This window comes from Sphingomonas sp. Marseille-Q8236, from assembly GCF_965112005.1.
Genome location: NZ_CBCOPO010000001.1, coordinates 666130 through 687609, shown reverse-complemented (window position 1 = coordinate 687609; position 21480 = coordinate 666130). Strand labels below are relative to the sequence as shown.

Annotated in this window: 15 protein-coding genes and 1 tRNA gene; 10 read left to right on the top strand and 6 right to left on the bottom strand. The window is 66.8% G+C overall.

The window, feature by feature from the left end; translation table 11 throughout:
* Nucleotides 1-29 precede the first annotated feature (29 nt).
* The 3 genes from ACWPWT_RS03200 to ACWPWT_RS03190 all read right to left on the bottom strand — a co-directional run bounded on the left by ACWPWT_RS03200 (nt 30) and on the right by ACWPWT_RS03190 (nt 2469).
* Entirely contained in the window at nt 30-965 is a 936-nt protein-coding gene (locus tag ACWPWT_RS03200; protein WP_454278529.1) for an AAA family ATPase, read from the bottom strand.
* The gene (locus ACWPWT_RS03195; protein WP_454278528.1) at nt 962-1576 is read right to left on the bottom strand and encodes a hypothetical protein; all 615 of its coding nucleotides are present in this window, start codon (nt 1574-1576) and stop codon (nt 962-964) included. Before ACWPWT_RS03195 ends, ACWPWT_RS03200 begins: the two co-directional genes overlap by 4 nt.
* 77 nt (nt 1577-1653) lie before the next feature.
* A complete protein-coding gene (locus ACWPWT_RS03190) occupies nt 1654-2469 on the bottom strand; it encodes a ribonuclease H-like domain-containing protein (protein ID WP_454278527.1) in 816 nt (271 codons plus the stop codon).
* Nucleotides 2470-2674: 205 nt separating this feature from the next.
* On the opposite strand from ACWPWT_RS03190, the gene ACWPWT_RS03185 reads away from it, so the two are divergent.
* Nucleotides 2675-2974, top strand: a complete 300-nt coding sequence (locus ACWPWT_RS03185; protein WP_454278526.1) for a hypothetical protein — start codon at nt 2675-2677, stop codon at nt 2972-2974.
* Here the strand turns inward: ACWPWT_RS03185 and ACWPWT_RS03180 are convergent.
* Complete coding sequence (locus ACWPWT_RS03180) at nt 2962-5472, bottom strand: MobA/MobL family protein (RefSeq protein ID WP_454278525.1); 2511 nt, start codon at nt 5470-5472, stop codon at nt 2962-2964. The two genes, ACWPWT_RS03185 and ACWPWT_RS03180, sit on opposite strands and share 13 nt — an antisense overlap.
* A gap of 239 nt (nt 5473-5711) precedes the next feature.
* Between ACWPWT_RS03180 and ACWPWT_RS03175 the strand changes: the two genes are divergently transcribed.
* The 6 genes from ACWPWT_RS03175 to ACWPWT_RS03150 are packed head-to-tail and all read left to right on the top strand — an operon-like array spanning nt 5712 to nt 12381.
* Entirely contained in the window at nt 5712-6347 is a 636-nt protein-coding gene (locus tag ACWPWT_RS03175; RefSeq protein ID WP_454278524.1) for a hypothetical protein, read from the top strand.
* Nucleotides 6344-7141, top strand: coding sequence for a hypothetical protein (locus tag ACWPWT_RS03170; protein ID WP_454278523.1), 798 nt, complete (start codon nt 6344-6346; stop codon nt 7139-7141). The genes ACWPWT_RS03175 and ACWPWT_RS03170 overlap by 4 nt, the downstream gene beginning before the upstream one ends.
* Nucleotides 7125-9071 (top strand): hypothetical protein, encoded by a 1947-nt coding sequence (locus ACWPWT_RS03165; RefSeq protein WP_454278522.1) that lies wholly within the window; start codon nt 7125-7127, stop codon nt 9069-9071. The genes ACWPWT_RS03170 and ACWPWT_RS03165 overlap by 17 nt, the downstream gene beginning before the upstream one ends.
* 47 nt (nt 9072-9118) lie before the next feature.
* Entirely contained in the window at nt 9119-10462 is a 1344-nt protein-coding gene (locus ACWPWT_RS03160; protein ID WP_454278521.1) for a hypothetical protein, read from the top strand.
* Between the two features lie 28 nt (nt 10463-10490).
* Nucleotides 10491-10745 (top strand): hypothetical protein, encoded by a 255-nt coding sequence (locus tag ACWPWT_RS03155; protein ID WP_454278520.1) that lies wholly within the window; start codon nt 10491-10493, stop codon nt 10743-10745.
* 13 nt (nt 10746-10758) lie between these two features.
* Nucleotides 10759-12381, top strand: coding sequence for a recombinase family protein (locus ACWPWT_RS03150; protein WP_454278519.1), 1623 nt, complete (start codon nt 10759-10761; stop codon nt 12379-12381).
* Here ACWPWT_RS03150 and ACWPWT_RS03145 read toward each other — a convergent pair.
* Nucleotides 12352-12427 (bottom strand) — tRNA-Thr (locus ACWPWT_RS03145). The genes ACWPWT_RS03150 and ACWPWT_RS03145 overlap by 30 nt on opposite strands.
* 123 nt (nt 12428-12550) lie before the next feature.
* Between ACWPWT_RS03145 and ACWPWT_RS03140 the strand changes: the two genes are divergently transcribed.
* Both ACWPWT_RS03140 and ACWPWT_RS03135 read left to right on the top strand, forming a co-directional pair.
* Complete coding sequence (locus ACWPWT_RS03140; protein WP_454278518.1) at nt 12551-13369, top strand: hypothetical protein; 819 nt, start codon at nt 12551-12553, stop codon at nt 13367-13369.
* Nucleotides 13370-13461: 92 nt separating this feature from the next.
* The gene (locus tag ACWPWT_RS03135; protein WP_454278517.1) at nt 13462-18063 is read left to right on the top strand and encodes an NAD-glutamate dehydrogenase; all 4602 of its coding nucleotides are present in this window, start codon (nt 13462-13464) and stop codon (nt 18061-18063) included.
* Nucleotides 18064-18409: 346 nt separating this feature from the next.
* On the opposite strand, the gene ACWPWT_RS03130 is transcribed toward ACWPWT_RS03135, so the two are convergent.
* Nucleotides 18410-20200, bottom strand: a complete 1791-nt coding sequence (locus tag ACWPWT_RS03130) for an aminopeptidase P family protein (RefSeq protein WP_454278516.1) — start codon at nt 20198-20200, stop codon at nt 18410-18412.
* 137 nt (nt 20201-20337) lie between these two features.
* On the opposite strand from ACWPWT_RS03130, the gene ACWPWT_RS03125 reads away from it, so the two are divergent.
* Complete coding sequence (locus tag ACWPWT_RS03125) at nt 20338-21441, top strand: glycoside hydrolase family 43 protein (protein ID WP_454278515.1); 1104 nt, start codon at nt 20338-20340, stop codon at nt 21439-21441.
* Nucleotides 21442-21480: the final 39 nt, after the last annotated feature.

Here is a 21480-nt window from a genome sequence, read left to right as displayed (position 1 = left end):
GTGCTCATCATCCTCATTCCCGAAGGGCATCAGTTGACCGTGCGGGGCACGTGTCGCGCGGACACCGCCACCACCGCCTCGATCGCGCGGCGCAGCCGGCGGACGGAGCGGGTGTTGCGGAACAGGCGCAGCAGCGCCGTCTCCGCCGCCGCCTCGATACGCGGCAGCGCCGATGGCGGCAGGCCGACGTCCCAAGCGACGGCACGCCAGAGGCCGGCCAGAACCACTTCGGCATGGTCAGGACCGGGGCCGGTCACCTCGACAACATCGACCCGCGACAGCAGCGGCGCCGGCAGGCGATCCACCCGGTTGGCGGTCAGGATCCAGTTGACATGGGAAAGGTCGATCTCGGCGGCGAGGCAGCCGTCAAAGTATCGGCCGGCGGTGGATCGTTCGAGCAGGCCGAGCAGCGTGCCGACCGGATCGCCCATGTCGCCGCACGCGGCCTTCTCGACCTCGTCGATGACGATGACGGGGTTGGCGCATTGTGCGCGCAGCATCGCCATCGCCGGGAAGCACGGCTGGGCGTGGCGAAATCCGCGCGGGTTACCCGCCAGTTCCGAATTGCCGCTAACCCCGGCCAGCGACAGGATCGCGCTGCCGCAGCCCGACAGTTCGCCGATCCGCCGCGCCAGATGCGTCTTGCCTGCACCCGGCGGCCCGACGAGCAGCAGCGGACGGAATGCCAGCCACGGTCGCCCAACCCACAACTGCATCGCCGCCTGATCGGCGATGCGATCGATGGCGTTGCCCAGCCACGGCGCTTCCGCCCGGAGGGTCGCGGCGAGGCGCGGCTCATCGCTGCCATTGGATCGCGGCAGCGTCGATGCGCCGGCCAGCGGCAGCGGGGACGTCAGCTGCTCATACAGGTGCGGGATCGACGCGATCCATTCATTGGCCTCGTTGCCGTCAAAGGGGATCGACACGCAAGGGCGGACATGCGGCTTGTCGAACAGCACCATCATGCGCGCACCTCCGCGTCCGGCGTGGTCAGCCAGGCATCGGTCGCCGCGATCAGCGAATCGCCATCTTCGCGTCCCTTCAGCCACAGCTGCCATGTCGCCTTCACGCGCGCGGCGAGGTGCTGGCGTATCGCGCCGTGGCACCCGGTTCGATGCGCCTCCGCCAGATCGGCGGAGCTCATCGGCACGAACACCGCACCGGCCGCATGGGCCACCGCGTCGAACGACGTCGCGGCGTATCCGCCATAGCCTTCCGCGACGTCGATCACGTCGCCATCGAAGGCCAGCTTTAGCTCGCGCAGCAGCCGCGCGGCCGCCACCGTGTCCCGCGCGGTATCGCAGGCCGAGATAAGCGAGGGCACGACGATATCCTCGGCGCGCCACAGCAGCAGACGTGCGGGGGGAACGTGCAACCGCTCGGCGAGCCACGTCATGGTTTCGTGCGGGTCGTCGGTGACGGTGGTGCTGTGCGCTTCGAGATCGAAGCCGAGGTCGCCGAAGCGGTAGCGCACGGTGAGCGTGGCCGCGCCGACGATGAGCGTGCGTGCAGGCCGGGTCGACAGGCCGGGCTGATGGATCCACGCGGTCGCGAGGATGACGGTATCGGTGTTCATACAGGGTCCTTCAAACAGAAACGACCCGGCCATCACGGGGATGGCCGGGCCGGCGGTGCTGGCGATGCGGGTAGCGGTCAGGCGGCCGCGAAGGCCCGTTCGTCCTCCTCACGTCCGAGCTTCGCCATGACGCGATCGAGTGCGGCGGCGATATCGGCATGAAGCGCGCGCGGGCGGCACCAGCGCATCAGCGCGCAATCGACGAAGCCGGAGAGATGACCGAGGTCCGGCGTCCGCTCCAGATGCCGGGCAAGCGCCGCCATCGGCCGGGTGACCAGCGTCTCGTCCGCCGCGCGCGAGGCGGCCCAGGCGAAATACAGGCACAGCGTCGCGACCGTATCCTCCGCGACATAGCGGCGGATCCGCTCGGTCTCGCCCTGCTCCCACAATGCCGCGACATCGCCGCCGGCGATATCGGTCTTGATCGGCACGCCGATCTGCTCGGCGATCGCCGCAAGCGATACCTTGCGGCCGTGACTGCAATAGAGGTCCGCCAGATCGGCATGCTCGCCGCCGAAGCGGTTGGCCGCCGCATGGTCTGCGATTGCTTTCACGTTCCAGATTCGCGCACGCTGGGCAGCGAGTCGAAGCACAAGGGCATCGAACTGGCGACCGTTGTACGATGTCACGACCTGCGCCATCGCCATCCGTCGATTGGCCTCAAGGATGAGGTCGGCCTCCTGCGTGTCGCCCGACACGACGAGCGCGGCGATGTCGAAGGCCCATTCTCCACCCCGCAGCCGTGCTTCGGCGAAGCCGGCAGCGACCGGCACATGGGTCGGCCACGGCGGAAACGACCCGTCCGGCATCGGCGGTGCTATCGTCTCGAGATCATAGGCCAGCACCGCGCCGGGCGTGCCGGCATGGCCTGGCTGGCGCGAAGATGCGCGCATGGTTCACCTCATCATGAAAAGCGGGACGCCCCCGCGGATACGATCAGAGCGCCGTGGCCGGCGCGAATACGCACCTTTTCCCCTTCAACACCCTGATCGCAGACGCCGGTCGCCGGCCGGCTTTTCGATCGTCTGAACAAACGGCTGCCGTTCAGGCGGAGGAATCCCAACGGGATGTTAAGGCGGTTGGTTTCATTGGTTCCCAATGCAAAACTCGGCACACGACGAAGACACCGATAGCGATGTGCCGGTAAACCCGTATTTCAGTCCGACGCTTGATCATCTCGAGCATGGTCTCGGTGAGCCAGTGCCTAGCCATCAGGTCGCCTGCCGCGACTGTCCTTCGTCAATGTGGTATTGGACCGAGGGAGACGAACTGTTCTGCCACTGCTCGGTGATGCACCGGATAACCTGGGGCGCAGGCGAAACCCCGATCGAATTTTGTGATGGCCGCGAGCAAGCTGTCGCCAAGCTCATCGACGAGAGGGCTTCTCAGCGCTCCTGACTGCGGTTCGTCGGCGACGGTCGTCGTGCCGGTGTTTGTGCCGGCATCTGCGTTTCAGTCGCCGGCCTGATGGCAAGATGTGCCTCATCCAGTCGACGGTCCTCCTCCCATCGCCTGTTCAAGGCCTCGCGCTGGGCCGCAGCTATGGCGAGGATCTGCCGCATGACCTGCGATTGCGCGGGCAGCCGGGACCCGGCTCGTGCAGGCCCGACACCGCGCCGCACGGCGGAGGGGGCAGCGGGCACTGGTGCTGACATGCGCGGCATCCGCTTCTGCGATGCCTCGAACGCCGCAGCGGTTTCAGAGAAAGCCCTTTGCAGCGCGGGCTCATGGCGCCAGGCGTCGGCTATGCGGCGCAGATCGGCAGGTGCCCGTGCCGACAGCGTCCACCCTTGAGGGGCGTGAACGGCGTCGCCGGCGTGAGAGGCGAGGTGAACCCCAAGGCGTGAAATCTCAGCACGCTGCCGATCAGCAATTTCATCCAGCCGCGCCTGCACGTTTCGAGAAAAGATGATGGCGGGTGCGACACCAAAGCGAGCCAGAACTGCATCGTTGACCACACATCGGTCGTTGCCGTCGAACGCTATCAGAATTCGCTCGGCCTCAACGGCCGTCAGCATCGCGTCGAGAATCTTGGCTGAGTTGTACTCTGCCGCGACACGCCGGGCGTCTGCCGCTTCCTCGCGCTGACGCTCCTCTTCGCGTTTGCGCTGGTCCTCCTCAAGCAGACGTTCGGCTTGGATGCGCTGCAGTGTCAGCCGCTCACGGCGCAGGCGATCTCGTGTCGCCGCCGCCTCGGCTTTACGCCGTTCAAGCAGATCGAATATCTGCTGGACGTTCCGATCGACCGCGTCGACTTCCAACGCGAAAGCCTGCTTCGGCACGTCGATCGTTCGATTCACAGCGTGTTGCGAGAAGCCGATCGACAGTCCCGGGTCATGCCCAACAGCAGCGTTCACGCGAGATGCCGCGAAACGGCTGAATGCAGAAATTGTCGGACGGTGCGGCATCGGCGTCACGGCGCTGACCGAAAGCGAGGGTATGATACGGACTTGGTCGCGGTCCATACCCTTTGGAACGGCGCTCAGCCGATGCTTCCGGTCACGCACTGCCGTCACGCCAGGTATCGCAGGGGTCTTCAAGGGTCCCGGAAGCAAAGCCGCAGCCGGGATAGCCGAGATCGGCCGGACGACCGATTGCAAATTTGCAACCTGGATCGTCATTGGCCGCGGTAGCGCATCGTCACCGATGGTTGCAACAACGCCAGGAACGTCGGCGATCGACAGTCCCTGCGGAAGTGCTGCGGCGATCGACAGATGTGGCACAGGTGTCATCGTAATCAGTATCGGTGCCGCACGTTCCCTGACGCGATCGAGCAACGCCATTTCCGCCGCTGTGTCTTCCTGCGCGTGTCGGAGGTGCTCGTCGAGCAGCGCCGCCTCGCCCGCGAGGCTCTTCTCCCAGTTTCGTTCATTGACAGCGTCCAGCTGACCTCGGCGGACACGCACCGTTCGCGCCGGACCAAGGTGCTGTTGTGGCGCGATGGGCAAACCGCGCTCGGCGTTCGACAAGGCGGTGTACCGAATGCTGAGCCCCGCTTCCTGCACGACCTCGGTTTGGACGGCAGCGTAAAGGTGGCGCATTGCTTCGAACGCGTCCGGGTTGTCGATCTCGCGCCGCATCATTCTGCCGATATCCCATTCATGATCGCCGGTGCGAACCATGGGACGAGTCGAAAACAGGAGGTGCAGATGCCAGTTGCGCTGATCGCCGTCTTCGGACGGCGGGTGCAGCGCCAGCGCAAAGGGCAGATCACGATCGCCGAACTGCTCCTCGGCGAAGCGCCTGCCGATCTCGAACATGCGCTCGATGCCGCGATCCATTTCCAGCAACTGATACGGCACGTTGGCGATGGCGTGGAACAGTACCTTCGCGCCGCCCTGCGCCTCCCGGTTGAACAGTTCGACAGCTTCAAGTGCGGCAACCGCCTCCTTGACCGTCTCGCCGACGTTGGACATGAACAGTATGCGGCCATCGTCCGTTTCGTGCGCGCCCTGCCAGATGTACAGCGTCGCGCGGCGACTCACTCCCGCCTTGGTAGCGTGCCCGTAGTAGCGCACGCGGAAGAAGATGCCCACGCGTCCCGCTCGGTCGGTGATCTGCCCTGAATAACGCGGCAGCTGCGAGGCGGCCGCAAGCCAGCCGGTTCGCGTCGACCGATGCATCTCCGGCTTGCGTTCGATCGCGGTCCGCGGCCGGTCATCCGGCTTTACCCTGATACGCTTCCACAGCGCTCGGTTGCGCCGATCGGCTTCCTGCAACTCCTTCTGCAATTCCCGCTCCGCACGCCGGAACTCGCGAGCTTCCTGTTTCCGAGACTTCCGCGCGTCTCGGATAATCTTGGCGATAGCGCCAGTGCGCTTGCGCACGATCCGATGCGCCTCGGCCGCTGTAACCGACGTCCAGATTTCACCGAAATTGCAAATTTGCAACTGCACTTCTTGAATCCTGGAACGAGGAAAGAGGGGGTGTCCATCAAGTCACGGGAAACGGGACGCGATGCTTTCAGCGAGCTGAAAGATTTATTTCGCCAACACCCCCTCTTGAACTTCACTATCTTAATACCTGATGCCTGCCCCCTCAATGCCGCTACTTTTCCATTTACCGCTCAGCAAAGGGGGGTCCGGTAAATAAAGCTGCGTCGATCTGGTTGATGGCTCCTGGAAGGAGCCAGACCATGAATGACGACAGCGAGTTGATCGGCGTTGCTGGACAGACGATCGATATGGAGGGCGACGCGGCAGGGGTTGCCAGTGAGGCGTTGCTCATCGCGCGCCACACGGCGAACGCGCTCCGGCGGAGAGCGCTGCTGGCCGCGAATACGACGCTGGTCCAGCGTGACCCCAAGGACGTTGCCGGAGCCATCGCGCTCGGCTTCGTCCTGCGCGGTCGCGGGCTGGGTGCTGCCGACAGCTGGCGGCTCGATGGCCTGCTGAGCGGAAGCGTCGACGAACTGATCCAGCGCCTGACCGAGGCGGCGCACCATCTGCCCGGCGGCGATGCCGGCGCGGTGCTGGTGCGCGCGATCGACCTTGCCGCTGCCGAGCTGGCGGCGAGAGGGGAATATGCTGCGTGGAAACGCCGCGCCGATCGCTACTTCGGCGAACACGACGCGTGGCTCGCTGCTGACGAGGAGATGCGCCTCACAGGTGGCTGGCGCCAGCGGCGCATGACGATGGGTCAGCAGGACCTGATCCGCGCGACCTGTGCGCTGTGGGAAATCGATCTGCCGGGGCATCTGCTGCGCGGCAGCGCACACGACTGGCTCGACGCCGCGCGTGCCAACCTGCGCTACAAGGGAGTGAGCGCGTGACGACGACCTTTAGCTGGACCGACCGTCACGGCGTGATGCACGACCTCTCGACCCACGACGATATCGAGCGCGAGCGACAGGAGATCAGGCTGGAACTGCTCGATCTGGGTGCCAGGCTCGCGAGTACCGATGACGCCGTGTTCGTGGCAGCGTACGATGAGGCGGCAGCGCTTGGCGAGCGGCTGATGGCGCTGCAGCAGGACCTGCAATGCTTCGTCCGGCACGAGGCCATGCGCGCTGTGGCGATGATCGAGCAGATCGACCTAGACGCCTCGTTCCTCCGCAGCCTGCACCGTAGCTACGAGCAGCGCAAGGCATGCGGTGACGACCCCGCAGCCTTGGCAGTGCCTCCGACGCCTGACCAGATGTCGGTGCTGCGGAGGCAGGCTATCCGGGATGGCCGGGCGGCGATCATCCCTTCCACCTTCGGCGAAGCGCACACCCTGTTGTTCGCGCATTCGGCAACCCGCCGGACGCCGCTGCCGCCGAGCGCGCCCGGGTTCGAATGGACCGATCGCTACATGCGTTACCACCAGGTGCGTGACCTGCGGCAGATCGAGCGCGAATATGTCGCGCTGGCGGATGACCTTTCGCGCCTTCGGCCGCAACTGGCGGCCGACGTCCCGATCCGGGACGTGATCAAGGCGCTGGAAGCAGGCCGACTCGCGGTGGACCGGGTGTCGATCCTAGAAAGGACCATGACGCGATGGACCGCTCAGGTGATCGCTGTTGCCCGCAGCAACTCCATGGCGTTCCTCGACGAGTTGGAGAAGTCCGATGGCCGCAATGTCTAGCACCAGTTCGCTGCGCTTCCGGCAGCAGCCAGGACATCTGATGGCCAGCGTTGCCGCCGGAATTGCCGCGGAGATCGCCGCCGACCCCGATGCCGTCCCGGCGTCCGTTCTCGACAAGGCGAAGGACTGGTCGGCCCCGTCCGCGGCGGGCATCCACATCATGGGGCATGAGACTCGACGCACTGGATGGCGCCATGGGCGGCTGCCCGGCCTGCGTGACATGGTGGGGGAATTCCACCCCGTGTTCGACCGGATGATGGTCATGGCCCGCCGTTACGAGAAGAACGTGCCGCCCGAGCGGGAGGCGGCGCTTCGGTCGCCGGTCAGCGCCAGCGACCTGTGGCGGGCGGCAATCTATCGCTGGTCGAACTGGTTCGGCGTCGATGCCGATCTCTGTCGCGTGTATCGCGATGACAACGGCAGGCTGGCCGATGATCCGGCTTACGCCGGACATGCTCATGACGCCGACCACGTCCCCGACGAGCTGCTTCGCCAAGTGCTCGACGTCACCCTGATCGACTGGATCGGCCTGCTTGAGACGTTGCGGGTCACATGGCCGGCGATGTTCGACGCCGTCTGGCACCGCGACGCCAAGGCCGTCGACCGCCTCTCGCGCCAGAACCGGCGCTTGCCCGACATGCCGTTCCTGCGCGTCAGGAAGGATTCTGCCGACAAGCTGCGCACCGTCGTCGCGATCTTTTGGGAGGCCGAAAGGGCGTTCGAGCTCATGCACGCGATCGGTGGCAGGCACCGTGTGACGATGACCAAGCTGCTGTCGGCGCTTGCATCCACCTCGATGCTGGGCGCCGCCGTGGCGGCGGAGGATCCGACCGGTCGTTACGTTGGCAGCATGTGGTGTCATCGCGGCGCGCTGGCCCTGCTGTTCGACGAGGGGCTGGCGACCGGCCATGACGCTCGCCACCCGCACCGATCGCTCGGCCCCGGCGGCGATGTCAATGTGACCGACGAGATCGTGGGTTGCGTCAGCGACGCAGGTCTCGACCTCGCCGGCTTCAATGCCCGCACCACGCCGCCCTTCGCGCTCGACTCACGTCTGCGCGACGTCCAAGGCGAGGAACCCGTCGCCTTCTTCGCAGGGCGCGATGTCCGGTCGCTGGCGATCCGCTTCCTGATCGAGGTGCGGGCGTGGCTCGGCGGATCGAAAGGGCGCAAGGCGGTGTTGGGGCCACCGCTGTTCGAGATCGAAACTGACAGTGCAATCGGCCGCCTGGCGTTGCTCATGATTGCACGCATTTGCCCCGACACGGCCCGATCGATCATCCGGGAGGCAACGGAAACGATCACTGCTGTACGAAGCGCGCCTCGATACAGCGCGAAGATCGCGGACAACTCTGCGGAACCCGACCACCCGATTACTCTGAGTGACATCGTCGCGAACCCACGTCGATGGCGTGCAGAACTTGGAAAGGGCTTACCAATCACCGGCTCAATTACCGCGCAATCGAAATGGCTCGGCCACGACGCCTTTGCCGGGATGGTCAAAAAGGCGAAGAAGGATACTTCCCAATTCATCTCGGCCGCTTTCCCGGCACTCGGTCATTCCATCTGCTTCATGCCGCAAGTCTGGTTCGAACCCTATCGTGAGACCGTGGGACTGCAGGTCGCCTGGGAGGATGTCGGCCGCGATCACGAGGCGGCATTCCCCCGCTGCTTCGACCGGTCGATACCGGCGGACGAGCTCGCCTTCTGCCTGCGGGTCGCAGCGCGCCAGCAGGTCGCTGCGACCGACATGCTGCGCGACCCCCATTGCCGCCAGCCCGACAGTATTCGGTCGCCCAAGCGGGGACGTGCAGCAATTGGGTCGCCAGCGCCGCCGCTACCGCCGACCGCCTCACAGCGCCTGCTGCTCGAGCGGCTCAGGCTCGCCGGGATGGGGGGTCCGGTAAATCCGAAGGCCACGAAGCGATAATTGGTCTCCCGCTCGCCGGCGACTCGCCGCGCGACGGGAGACAGAACGTGACCGACCAGACCGACTTCACCCAGATCGCCGCCGATTTCGCGGCAGCCCTCCAGCCTGTCGGTGCGACCGACGATCCTGCGGCAGACCGAGACGACACCCCGCCGCACGACATCGCCTCCGATGAGGAAGGCAACGCAGCCATCCTGCCGGGGGACGACGTCGACCCGGATACAATGCCCGCAATCAGCGACGAAGCAGAAACGGAGGAAACGACCGTATCGCAGGGCAGCGCTGACCCCGCGGCGTCGGACATGTCGCTGACGCAGGAGGAACTGGCCGGCGACGCGGATGGCGATGTCGAGGGGAGCACCGCGCACCTGGTTGGCGGCGATCCGCTGGGAACGGAGAGCGCCGAAATCAGGACCGACGGCGGCCTCTTCGCCGACTTCCCCGCCGCGCCGAGCCAGCCGGGCGAGTTCGAGGTCGCGCTTTGCGACCTTCTGATCGGCGACCAGTCGCCGGGCGGCATCTACGACTTCGACAGCGGCGTAGGGGAGGCGCTGCTCCACGCGGTTCAGACGCCGGAAAATATTGCGCCCATCGTCGTGATGAAGGTCAAGGAAGATTGGCACGTCGTCGATGGCTGGGCGCGCGTCATGGCAATGCGCTACCAGTTCGGCAACACCGCGAACCTCTTGGTCCGCGCTATCGAGTGGGACGGCACGCACGACGCGGACCTCTACAACCGTTTCGCCGCGACGTTCCTGACGCTCAAGAGCCGCAAGATCGACAAGTCGATCCTGCTTCGTCAGTTTCACCTCGCCTGGAACGTGCCGCAGCTGGTGCTGGGCGCCCGGATCGGCTGGATCGACAGCCGGGTCACGCGCGAGCTGGCTGCCGCCCAGGCGATGCTGGAGGCGCCGCGCTTCGCCGAGCTCCACGTCAAGGCCGGCGACCCGCCGATCGACTATATGTACAAGGTCCAGCAGGCTCGGGCCGAAGCCGCGGCGGAGGACAGGGCACATCCGAAGCGCGCGCCCGAGAAGGGCGCGGTCGCGAAGCTCGACGCGAAGCTGGAGGCGGTGCTTGCGAAGCCCGAACGCTTCGCCACCGCGGAGGCGTTGGCGAAGCTCGGTATCGGCAAGTCGGACAAGGCTAAGCCGACCTCCGCGAAGAACGGACCGGAAGACGTTTCCGCCCCGGCTTCCGAACTCGTGGCCCCGACGATCATCGACTGCGTCGAGGACTCCGGCGGCGACGCCGTCGCCATGGTCGAGATGGGCGCCGACCAGCTCCCGAGCATCCGCCTGCTGGTCGACATGACCAAGCTGGAAGATCGTCGAAAGGCCGAGGTGCGCCACCTTGTCCACGAGGCGGTCGACCGGCTCCTCGGTTTCTGAGGCTACCGACCGCATCAGGGATTCGGTCGTGGCCGATCATGATCTTCCGATCTCCTCGCCCGAAAACTCAACGGCGGGCGCGGGTGACTCGTTTTCGGACGAGACGGGTCTATCGGTCCCGTTCACCGGGGTTGACCGATCGCGTCCGGTCGATTCTGATGCGAAGGGCGTCAGCACCGACATCCCCGAGCGGCTCGATGTGCTCCTGCCGGGCGAGGCGGCGCTCGTATACCAGTATCTGCGCGGTCGGCTTGCGGGGCTGTTCGACGATGCTGCCGACTGATCGGAAGACACACATGACCCAGCCGCTTCGTGCCTACATCTACGCTCGTGTTTCGAACGACGACGAGGACGGCAACAACGCCTCAGGCGCCGCTCAGCGCGCCGCCTGTCGCGCCTGGTGCGAGAAGGAAGGCGTCGAAGTCGTCGAGGAATTCGAGGAGCTCAATGTCTCCGGGCGCAAGCTGAAGCGGCGCGAGTTCGACCGGATGATTGCGCAGGCAACGGCGGCGATTCGGCCTGTGCAGATGATCGTTGTTTATGCGCTATCCCGATTTGCGCGGCGGCTGCTCACCCAGATGACGGCGGAACACAAGCTGGATGGAGCAGGTGTCAAGTTGGTGTCGGTGATCGAGAACATCGCCGATGACGCGAATGGCCGTTTCATGCGCGGCATGATCGGTCTGGTAAACGAGAAATACGCCAACGACGCTTCGATCTTTACCGCCCGCGACCGCCGCGGGAACGCTGCCAACGGCTATTGGAATGGCGGCCCCGTTCCTTTCGGTTACGAATCGCGCGTGGTCGTGACCGATGGCCGTAAGGGCCGCAAGAAGCTCTTCACCGCAGAAAGCGAGGCGGCAGTTGTCCGGCTCATCTATGATCTCGCCGACGTGGGCCTCACCGGTCGGCCCATGGGAACGCGGGCGATTGCCGCGCACCTGAACGCTAACGGTTACACACTCCGCGGCAAGCCGTTCTACCATAGCAACGTCGACGGCATCCTCACGCGGCAGCATTACGGTGGTTTCTATCGCGATCGCACGATGGACGCGAAAGGCATCAAGCCAGCAGAAGCCGAGGCGATCGTGGTTACATGCCCGCAGATCGTCGCACCCGATCAGATCGCCCGCGTTGCCGCCATTCGCGCCGGGGCAGCACCCTCCGTCACACCGCCGAGGATCACGAATTCACCCGTTCTGCTGGGCGGTATCGCGACCTGCGGCCATCCCGAATGCGGATCCGGCATGGTGCTGCGCACCGGCAAGGGCGGCGCCTATCGCTATTATGTCTGCAATCGCAAGGCGACTGCGGGAGCAGCAAGTTGCCCGAGCAAGGCGATCCGCGAAGATGCGCTCGACAATATCGTGCTCGACGGACTCCTTGGTCGCGTCCTGCAGCCCGAACGACTGAAGGTGCTTCTGGCGGAAGTTCTCGATCGGTCGGACGACGCCGAAAAACGCCGGAAGGACGATCTCGATCGTGTACGCCGCGAGCGGATCGCAGCCGAGGGGCGGCTGCGTCGCCTGCTTGAACTGGTAGAAGAAGGTTTGATGAGCCCGCGCGACCCGATCTTTGGCGACAAGCTCGCTGAGGTCCGCGCCTCGATCACCGCACTGACCGAAACCGAGCGCAGCCTGCAGACCCAGCTAGGCACGGGCAACCGCCTCGTAGACGAAGCCGCAGTCGAACGATTTGGTGCGATGCTCCGCGCCGAAATCCTTGGGGAGAACGCGGAACTGCGGCGTTCCTACGTGCGGATGCTGGTCGGCGACGTTTCGGTCAACGATAACGAGATCGTCATCGCTGGCTGCACGGCCGTGCTTGAAGCGGCAGCAACCAAGGGAGATATGACCGGCGCAACCGCAGTTCGCGGTTTTGACCGGAAGTGGTGCCGCTTACAGGACTCGAACCTGTGACCCCCGCATTACGAATGCGATGCTCTACCAGCTGAGCTAAAGCGGCACGTGATCGATCGAACCGGCTGGTGCCCGGTCGAGGTGGGCGCGCTTAACAGGTCGTTGGGGGGCTGGCAAGCGTCTTTGCGATCTTTACTCGGGGTTAACTATAGGTCGGCATGACCATGACATGGCCAGGAAGACCGTCACGAACAGCCCGTCGCGCCCCGAAACCCCCATCGGCGGGGATCGGTCGGAGGATCGAGGCGAGGATGCGCTGCTCGACCTGGGAGTCGTCGAACGGCGATTGCATGCGCGGGCCTATCATCACTGGGCCTCGTTGCTCGGGGATGCGCGTTTTCCGGTGATCGGATCGCTCGAGTCCGATGCGATCGGGGATTTCGCGGCCAATTCCGTCCTTCTGGACTTTCGGGGCGATCGGCGCGATCCCACCATCGCTTATATCGGCCAGGCGCTGCGCGAGGAATGCGGCATGGCGGGGGTGGCGAAGCGGGTGTCCGATGTGCCCGAACGGTCGCTGCTCGCCAGGATGACGGGGCACTGCGACCAGATCTTGCGTGATCAGGCCCCGGCCGGGTTCGAGGCGGAGTTCGTGAACGAGCGGGGGCGCACCACCCTCTATCGTGGGATTCTGCTGCCCTATTCGTCCGATGGGTTGATGATCGACTTCGTGCACGGCGTGGTCAGCTGGAAGGAACTGGCGGACCCGCTGTTGCAGGCGACGCTCGATTCGGCCCTGTTGCGATCGGCGAGCCGCCGGGCGGAGTCGGTAGCGCAGGAGCCGGCCGCGGCCTTGTGGAATTCCGCGCCTGCCAAGCCGACTGCGGAACCCGGCGTGATCGGTCATGTTGATTTCGCGGTCGATGCCGCACCGGGAACACCGGTGGTGCTGGTCGGCCATGTCGATGCTGCAGGCGGCGTGGCGATCACCGGTTCGGTGACGGGCGATCCACGGCTGGCCGAAAGGGTATTGCGCGCTACGCGCTGATAATTGCGCTGCGGCGCAATATCTTTTCTCTTGCGGCAAAGGGTTGAGCGGGGCGGAACGCGGGCCTAGGACTTGCACCCATGGCACCGAATATGTCGCATCCGATGGCCGACGCGATTGCCGCACGGCTGACCCAGGGCGCCCTTCCGGCGGAATTGCAGGGGTTCGGCCCCGCGGAGGTGGCTGCCGCGGCGGCCTTCGTCGCGGGGGTGGCCCGGCGGCGCGCGCCGGGCGAGCCGTCGATCGCGCTGGAGCCGATCTCGGGCGACGACACGCATCGCCGGATGCGGCTGGCCATCGTCAATGACGACATGCCCTTCCTGGTCGATTCGATCGCGGCGATGGTCGGCGCGGACGGAATCGCAATCGACCGGGTGATCCATCCCGTCCTGCCCGTGACCCGCGATGCGGAGGGCGAGCTTCAGGCGATCGGCACCGGCGGCCGGTCCGAATCCTTCATTTATCTGGAAATGGAACGCGCCGATGCGCGCGACCGGCGCGGGCTGGTCGACGATCTGCACGCCGTGCTGGCCGATGTCCGCGCCGCCGTGGCCGACTGGTCGGGGTTGCAGGACGCGCTGGCCGCCGATGCGACGACGCTGGGCGAGAAGAATGGCGAGGGGGCCGCGCTGCTGCTGTGGTTCCTGGGCGGCAAGCTGACGCTGCTGGGCCATGAGAAATGGTTCGAGGACGGCCGTGACGCACCCGCGCTGGGCGTGGCGCGGACGCCGCACAAGGTGCCGCTGCTCGCCGACACCTCGCGTCAGCGGGCGCTGGACTATTTCGCGCAAGGTGGGGCGGCGCCGTTGCTGCTCAAGTCCAACGCGATCTCGACCGTGCATCGTTCGGTACCGCTCGACCTGGTGCTGGTGCCGGTGATGGAGGAGGGCCGCGTCGCTGGCCTGTCGATCCATGCGGGTCTGTGGACCAGCGCCGCGCTGGCCAGCCCGCCGCATGAGGTGCCGGTGCTGCGCACGCGGCTCGCCGCGCTTCAGGCCAAGTTCGGCTTCGACCCGCGCGGCCATACCGGCAAGGCGCTGACCCATGCGCTGACCGCATTGCCGCATGATCTGGTCACGGCCTTCCCGGCCGAGGCGCTGGAGCAATTGGCGCTGACCGCCATGTCGCTGGCCGACCGGCCGCGGCCCGAGCTGGTGCTGATCCGGTCGGTGTTGCAGCGGCATCTGTTCGCCTTTGTCTGGCTGCCGCGCGACGAACTGACCACCGCGCGGCGCGTCGCGATCGGCGACATGCTGGGCGAGGCGGCCAATGGTTCGCTGCTCAACTGGTCGATCGCGCTGGAGGACGGCGTCGTCGCGCTGATCCGCTATACGATCGACCTGCGCCAGGACGGTCGCCTGCCCGACACGGCAGCGCTGTCCGAGCGGCTGCGCAAGATGGTGCGCGGCTGGATGCCTGATGTCGAGGCGGCGCTGGCCGAGCAGGTGCCCGCGCCCCGTGCGGCGCGGCTGGCCTTGCGCTGGGCCAATGGCTTTCCGACCAATTACCGCAATGTCAGCGACGCGGCCGAAGCCGCCGCCGACATTCTGCGTCTCGCGTCGCTGGAGAATGAGGGCAGCCGCTCGGTGCGCCTGTTCCCGGTCCAGCCGGGGCAGGATCGCCAGCTGAAGATCTATAAGCTGAACGGCGCGCTGCCCTTGTCGGACGCGGTGCCGGTGCTGGAGAATTTCGGCTTCCGCGTGATCGGCGAGCTGCCGACCCGGCTGCGCGACGAGGCCGATCCCTTCGTCCACGACTTCATCGTCGAGACCGAGGCGACCACCGAGCCCAAGGGTGCGGCAGTGCTGGAGGGCGCGATCGCCGCCGTGCTGGAGGGCAAGGCGGAGAATGATGCGTTCAACCGGCTGATCGTCGATGTCGGCCTCAGCCCGCAGGCGGTGGTGCTGTTCCGCGCCTGGTTCCGCTACCTGCGCCAGGCGGGGTTGCCTTATGGGCTGACGACGGTGGTCGATGCGCTGCGCCGGGCGCCCAAGCTGGCGACCGCGCTGATCGAGCGCTTCACCGCCGCGCATGATCCGAAGGCGACCGGCGAGCTCGCCGCCGCCGATGCCGCGATCGCGGCGGGCCTCGATGCCGTGTCGGCGATCGACGACGACCGTATCCTGCGCAGCTTCCGCGACATGATCGCCGCGACGCTGCGCACCAACGCCTTTGCCGAGGCGGGTAAGGAAGCACTGGCCTTCAAGCTGGACAGCCACAGGATTCCGGGCCTGCCCGCACCGCTGCCGTGGCGCGAGGTCTGGGTCTATAGCCCCCGCGTCGAGGGCATCCACTTACGCGCCGGACCGGTCGCGCGTGGCGGGCTTCGCTGGTCGGATCGCCGCGACGACTTCCGCACCGAGATTCTGGGACTGATGAAGGCGCAGCGGGTGAAGAACGCCGTCATCGTGCCCACGGGCGCGAAGGGCGGTTTCTACCCCAAGCAACTCCCGTCGCCGGTCACCGACCGCGATGGCTGGGCGGCCGAGGGCAAGGAAAGCTACCGCGTGTTCATCCGCGCATTGCTGTCGATCACCGACAATATCGTCGAGGGCGCGGTGGTGCACCCGGCGGGCGTGCGCGTGCTGGACGGCGAAGACCCCTATTTCGTAGTCGCCGCCGACAAGGGCACCGCGACCTTCTCCGACGTGGCCAATGCGCTGGCGCTGGAGCGCGGCTTCTGGCTGGGCGACGCCTTCGCCTCCGGGGGCAGCCAAGGGTATGACCACAAGGCGATGGGCATCACTGCCAAGGGTGCCTGGGTCTCGGTGCAGCGCCACTTCGCCGAGCGGGGCGTGGACGTGCAGACGCAGCCCATCCGCGTCGTCGGCTGCGGCGACATGTCGGGCGACGTGTTCGGCAACGGGATGCTCTTGTCCAAGGCGATCAAGCTGGTCGCGGCGTTCGACCATCGCCACATCTTCCTCGACCCCAATCCCGATCCCGCCACGAGCTGGGACGAGCGGGCACGGATGTTCGCGCTGCCCCGGTCGAGCTGGGCGGATTACGACACCGGCCTGATCTCGGCGGGCGGCGGGGTCTTCCCGCGTTCGGCCAAGACCATTCCGCTGTCGGACGAAATCCGCGAGGCTTTGGGCATCACTGCGACTTCGCTGGAGCCGACCGCGCTGATCTCGGCGATCCTGAAAGCCCCGGCCGACCTGCTCTGGTTCGGCGGCATCGGGACCTACATCAAGGCGGCGGCGGAGAACAACGTCCAGGTCGGCGATCCGGCGAATGATCGCCTGCGCGTCGATGCTGAGGATTTGCGCGTCACCGCGATCGGCGAGGGCGCCAATCTGGGCGTCACCCAGGCCGCGCGCATCGCCTTTGCCGAGCGGGGCGGGCGGATCAACACCGACTTCATCGACAATTCGGCGGGCGTCGATTGTTCGGATAATGAGGTCAACATCAAGATCGCACTGAACCGCGAGATGATTGAGGGCCGTCTAGCGGAGGGCGACCGCAACAGGTTGCTCGCGTCGATGACCGACGACGTGGCGCATATCGTGCTGGAGGATAACCGGCTCCAGACTTTGGGCCTGTCGATCGCCGAGGCGGACGGGGCGGGCGCGATGCCCAGCTATGTCCGCGTTATCGAGATCTTCGAGAGTGCCGGACGGCTCGACCGCGCGGTCGAGGGGCTGGGCAGCAACGACGTGCTGCTGCGGCGCGGGCAGGACGGGATTCCGCTGACCCGGCCCGAGCTGGCGGTGCTGCTGGCGACGGCCAAGCTGACGCTGCAGGACGCGATCGAGACCAGCCCGCTGGCGCTGAACGACGAACTGCGCCCCGATCTGCATGCGGCCTTCCCGCCCGCGATGCGGGAAGCGTTCGGCGAGGCGATCGACCAGCATCGCCTGCGCGGCGAGATCGTCGCGACGAAGTTGGCCAACCGGATCGTCAACCGGATGGGCATTCTCCACCCGTTCGAACTGGCGGAGGAGGAAGGCGCGGCGATGGCCGACATCGCGGCGATGTTCGTCGTGGTCGAGCAACTGTTCGATCTGGGCGGGCTGTGGACCGCGATCGAGACGGCGGCGATGCCCGAAGCCGCGCGCATCGCACTGTTCGATGAGGTGGCGCGGGCGACCCGTTCGCAGATCGCCGATCTGCTGCGTGCCATGCCCGCCGGGACCGCGCCCGGCGCGGCGCTGGAGCGGTTGCAGCCGGGGATCGAGCGGCTGGCGGCCGAAACGCCCGCATTGCTGCGCGACGAAGCCAAGGCGCAGAGCGCGCGAGTCGTCGCCGTGCTCGAAGAGGCGGGGGCTCCGACCGACCTTGCGGCACGGGTCGTGCGGGTGTCCGAGCTCGACGGTGCGGTGGGTCTGGCCGATCTGGGCCAGCGGCTGACGCTGGACGAGACGCGGTTGACCCATGCCTTTACCCGTCTGGGCCAGGCGCTGGGCCTCGACTGGGCACAGGGTCAGGCGGCGCGGATCAACCCCAGCGATCCGTGGGAGCGCCTGCTGATCGCAGGGCTGGCGCGCGATTTCCAGCAGCAGCGGCTCGACTTCCTCGGCCGGGCGGGCGCGACCGACCCCGAAGCGGCGGTCGAGGCTTGGCTGGAGCGCAATGCGGCGCGGGTCGGCCAGTTCAAGGCGGTGATCGACCGGGCCCGCCTGGCGGCCCAACCCAACGCCGCGATGCTGGCCCAGATCGCGGGCCAGGCGCGGGTGCTGCTGGGGCGGTAAGCGGAAAGGGAACACTGTTCCCCGGCGAAGGCCGGGGCCCAGTTCCTTTGCCGTGTGAGGCGCGCAAAACGCCGCGTGGGAGGCCTCTCCCGCGCGGCGTTTTTGTTCACGCGAAGCCGCGAAGGCGCGAAGAAGGTTGGTTCGCGCGGAGACGCGGAGACGCGGAGTAGAAATTTTATTCGCGCAGAGGCGCAGAGGGCGCAGAGAAGACATGACGCGCGCAGCGCCCTCTATCCTTGAGCGCCCGAGATAAGAGGGCCGCTGGCGCGGCAGGCGAGACACCTCCGCGTCTCCGCGCCTCCGCGCGAACCAACCTTCTTCTTCTTCGCGGCTTCGCGCGAAAAAATCAGACCGCCGCGCACTTCCCCAGCAACCAGTCGCGATCCGCGCCCTCCAGTTCCGGCGCCAGCACCTCCGCCACCCGCGCATGGTATGCGTTGAGCCAATCCCGCTCCCCCGCCGTCAGCAACTCCGCCACGATCAGCGTCCGCTCAATCGGGCAGAGGGTCAGCGTCTCGAACCCCAGCATGTCCCGGTCTGCGCCCGCAATCTCACGCGGTTCGACCAGCACCAGATTCTCGATGCGGATGCCATATTCGCCAGCCTTGTAGTAACCCGGTTCGTTGGACAGCATCATGCCCGCCCGCAGCGGCTCCATCGCGGCACCGCCGGGATAGTTGGGCGCGGCGATACGCTGCGGCCCCTCATGCACGGAAAGGTACGCGCCGACGCCGTGCCCGGTGCCATGCGCATAATCCAGGCCGACCTCCCAGAGCGGCCGCCGCGCCAGCGAGTCGAGGTGCCCGCCCAGCGTCCCGTCCGGGAACACCGCCGTCGCCAGCCCGATATGCCCCTTCAGCACGCGGGTGAAGCGGTCGCGCATCTCGTCCGTGGGCGCACCGATCGGCATGACGCGGGTGATGTCGGTGGTGCCGTCCTGATACTGCCCGCCGGAGTCGATCAGGAAGAGCTGCCCCAGCTCGATCGCCGCATTCGATTCCTCGGTGACGTGATAATGCGGGCTCGCGCCATGCGCCCCGGTCGCCGAGATGGTCGAGAAGCTGGTGTCCTTGAGCAGCCCCGTCGCCTCGCGGAACGCCAGCAGCCGGGCGGCAGCGGAGAGTTCGGTCTGGCTGCCCTTGGGGCATTCGCTCTCGACCCAGCGCAGGAACCGCACCATCGCCGCGCCGTCCCGGACCGAGGCGGCACGGTGCCCGGCGACCTCGGCGGGGTTCTTGATCGCCTTGGTCAGCACCACCGGATCGCGAAGTGCCAGCACCTTGGCCCCGCCCGCCTCCAGCGCTTGCGCGATCGCCGCCACCGCGCGTTCGGGATCGGCGACGACGCGCTTGCCCGCAAAGCCGGTCAGATAGCCCTCGAACGCCGCGCGGTCGTGCAGCCGCACCGCATTGCCCAGATGCGCGCGAACCTCGGGCGTGATCTTGTCGGGCGCGACGAACAGGTCGGTTTCGCCATCCGCATGGACGATCGCATAGGACAAGGCGACCGGCGTATGCGCGACGTCCGTGCCGCGCACGTTGAGCGTCCAGGCGATCGAGTCCAGCGCCGACAGCACCACCGCATCGGCGCGCAGCTCGGCCAGCCATTCGCCGATCCGCGCGCGCTTGGCCGCCGCGCTCTCGCCCGCCACCGCATCGTCCTGCACCGTCATCACGGCGGGCGAAGGGGCGGGGCGGTCGGTCCAGATCGCATCGATCGGATTGGCGCCGACCGCGACCAGTTCCGCGTCGCGGTCGGCCAGCGCGGCGGTCATGTCGGCCACCTGCTGGCGGGTGTGCAGCCACGGGTCGTAGCCGATCCGCTGCCCCGCCGCCGTCTCGCGGCCCAGCCAGCCCGCCACGCTGTCCTGGGGCACGGGGATATAGGCATAGTCGTCGCCCGACACCTGCTCGCGCACCTGGAGCGTATAGCGGCCGTCGGTGAAGATCGCCGCCTTGTCCGCCAGCACCACCGCGCTGCCCGCCGAACCGCCGAACCCGGTCAGCCAGCCCAGCCGCTGCGCATAGTCGCCGACATATTCGCTCATATGCTCGTCGGTCAGCGGAACGACGAAACCGTCAAGGCCAAGGGATGCCAGTTCGGCACGAAGGGCGGCAAGACGGGCGGAGTGGGACATGAGAAGCGGCCTGACAGCAATGGGAAACGGGGCCGGTCTAGCCCTGCGCCCGTACAGCGTCGAGCCTCTCCGGGGGCTTGAGGAATTTGTCAGACGATATACGATCCGCTGCGACGGGCATTTGGGAGGATCGGATGATGATCGACCGGCGGGATATGCTGGTGGGGGCGGGCGCGGCGGCGCTGATCGGGGGCGGTGGCGCGCGGGCGGTCGGGCTGGACGCCTTTCGGCCCGGAGAGGTGTGGAACGACACGAAGGGGGTGGCGATCAACGCCCATGGCGGCGGGCTGTTGCGGCACGGCGGGCGCTGGTGGTGGCATGGCGAGCACAAGACCGCGGGCGAAGGCGGCAATACCGCGCTGGTCGGCGTCCATGCCTATAGCTCGACCGATTTGGTGAACTGGCGCGACGAAGGGGTCGCGCTGTCCGTGTCCGACGATCCCGCCAGCCCGATCGCGCGGGGCTGTATCCTGGAACGGCCCAAAGTGGTCTATAATCCGCGCACTCGCAAATTCGTGATGTGGTTCCATCTGGAACTCAAGGGGCGGGGATATGGCGCCGCGCAGGCGGGCGTCGCCGTGGCCGACCGGCCGCAGGGGCCGTTCCGCTTCCTGCACGCGGGCCGGGTCAATCCCGGCATCTGGCCCGCCAACGCGACGGCCGAGGACAAGGCGCCCGGCACGATCCTGGCGCGCGACTTTCCCGGCGGACAGATGGCGCGCGACATGACCGTCTTCGTCGATGGCGGCACCGCGTGGCACATCTATGCCTCGGAAGAGAATGCGACGCTGCAGATCGCCCGGCTGGCGCCCGACTGGACCCGGCATGACGGCTATTATGTCCGCGCGCTGCCCGATGGCGGGAACGAGGCGCCCGCGCTCTTCAAGGCGAAGGGGCGCTATTACATGTTCGCTTCGGGCCTGACCGGGTGGCGGCCCAATCCGGGGCGTGTCTATGTCGCGGACGCGGTCACGGGGCCGTGGCGCTCGCTGGGCAATCCGGTGCGCGGGAGCGAAATCGACCAGAAGACGACCTTCCACTCGCAATCGACCTTCGTCCTGTCCCTGCCGCCCGAGCGGCCGGGTGGCGAGCCGCGCTTCATCTTCATGGCGGATCGCTGGCGGCCGGAAAATGCGATCGACGGGCGCTATGTTTGGCTGCCGGTGGAATGGGAGGGCGAGACGCCGGTCCTGCACTGGCGGGATCGCTGGACGCTGGCGGATGGGTGGAAGGCCAGGTAACCCCGCCCGCCGTTCAGCCTGAGCGAAGTCGAAGGCCAC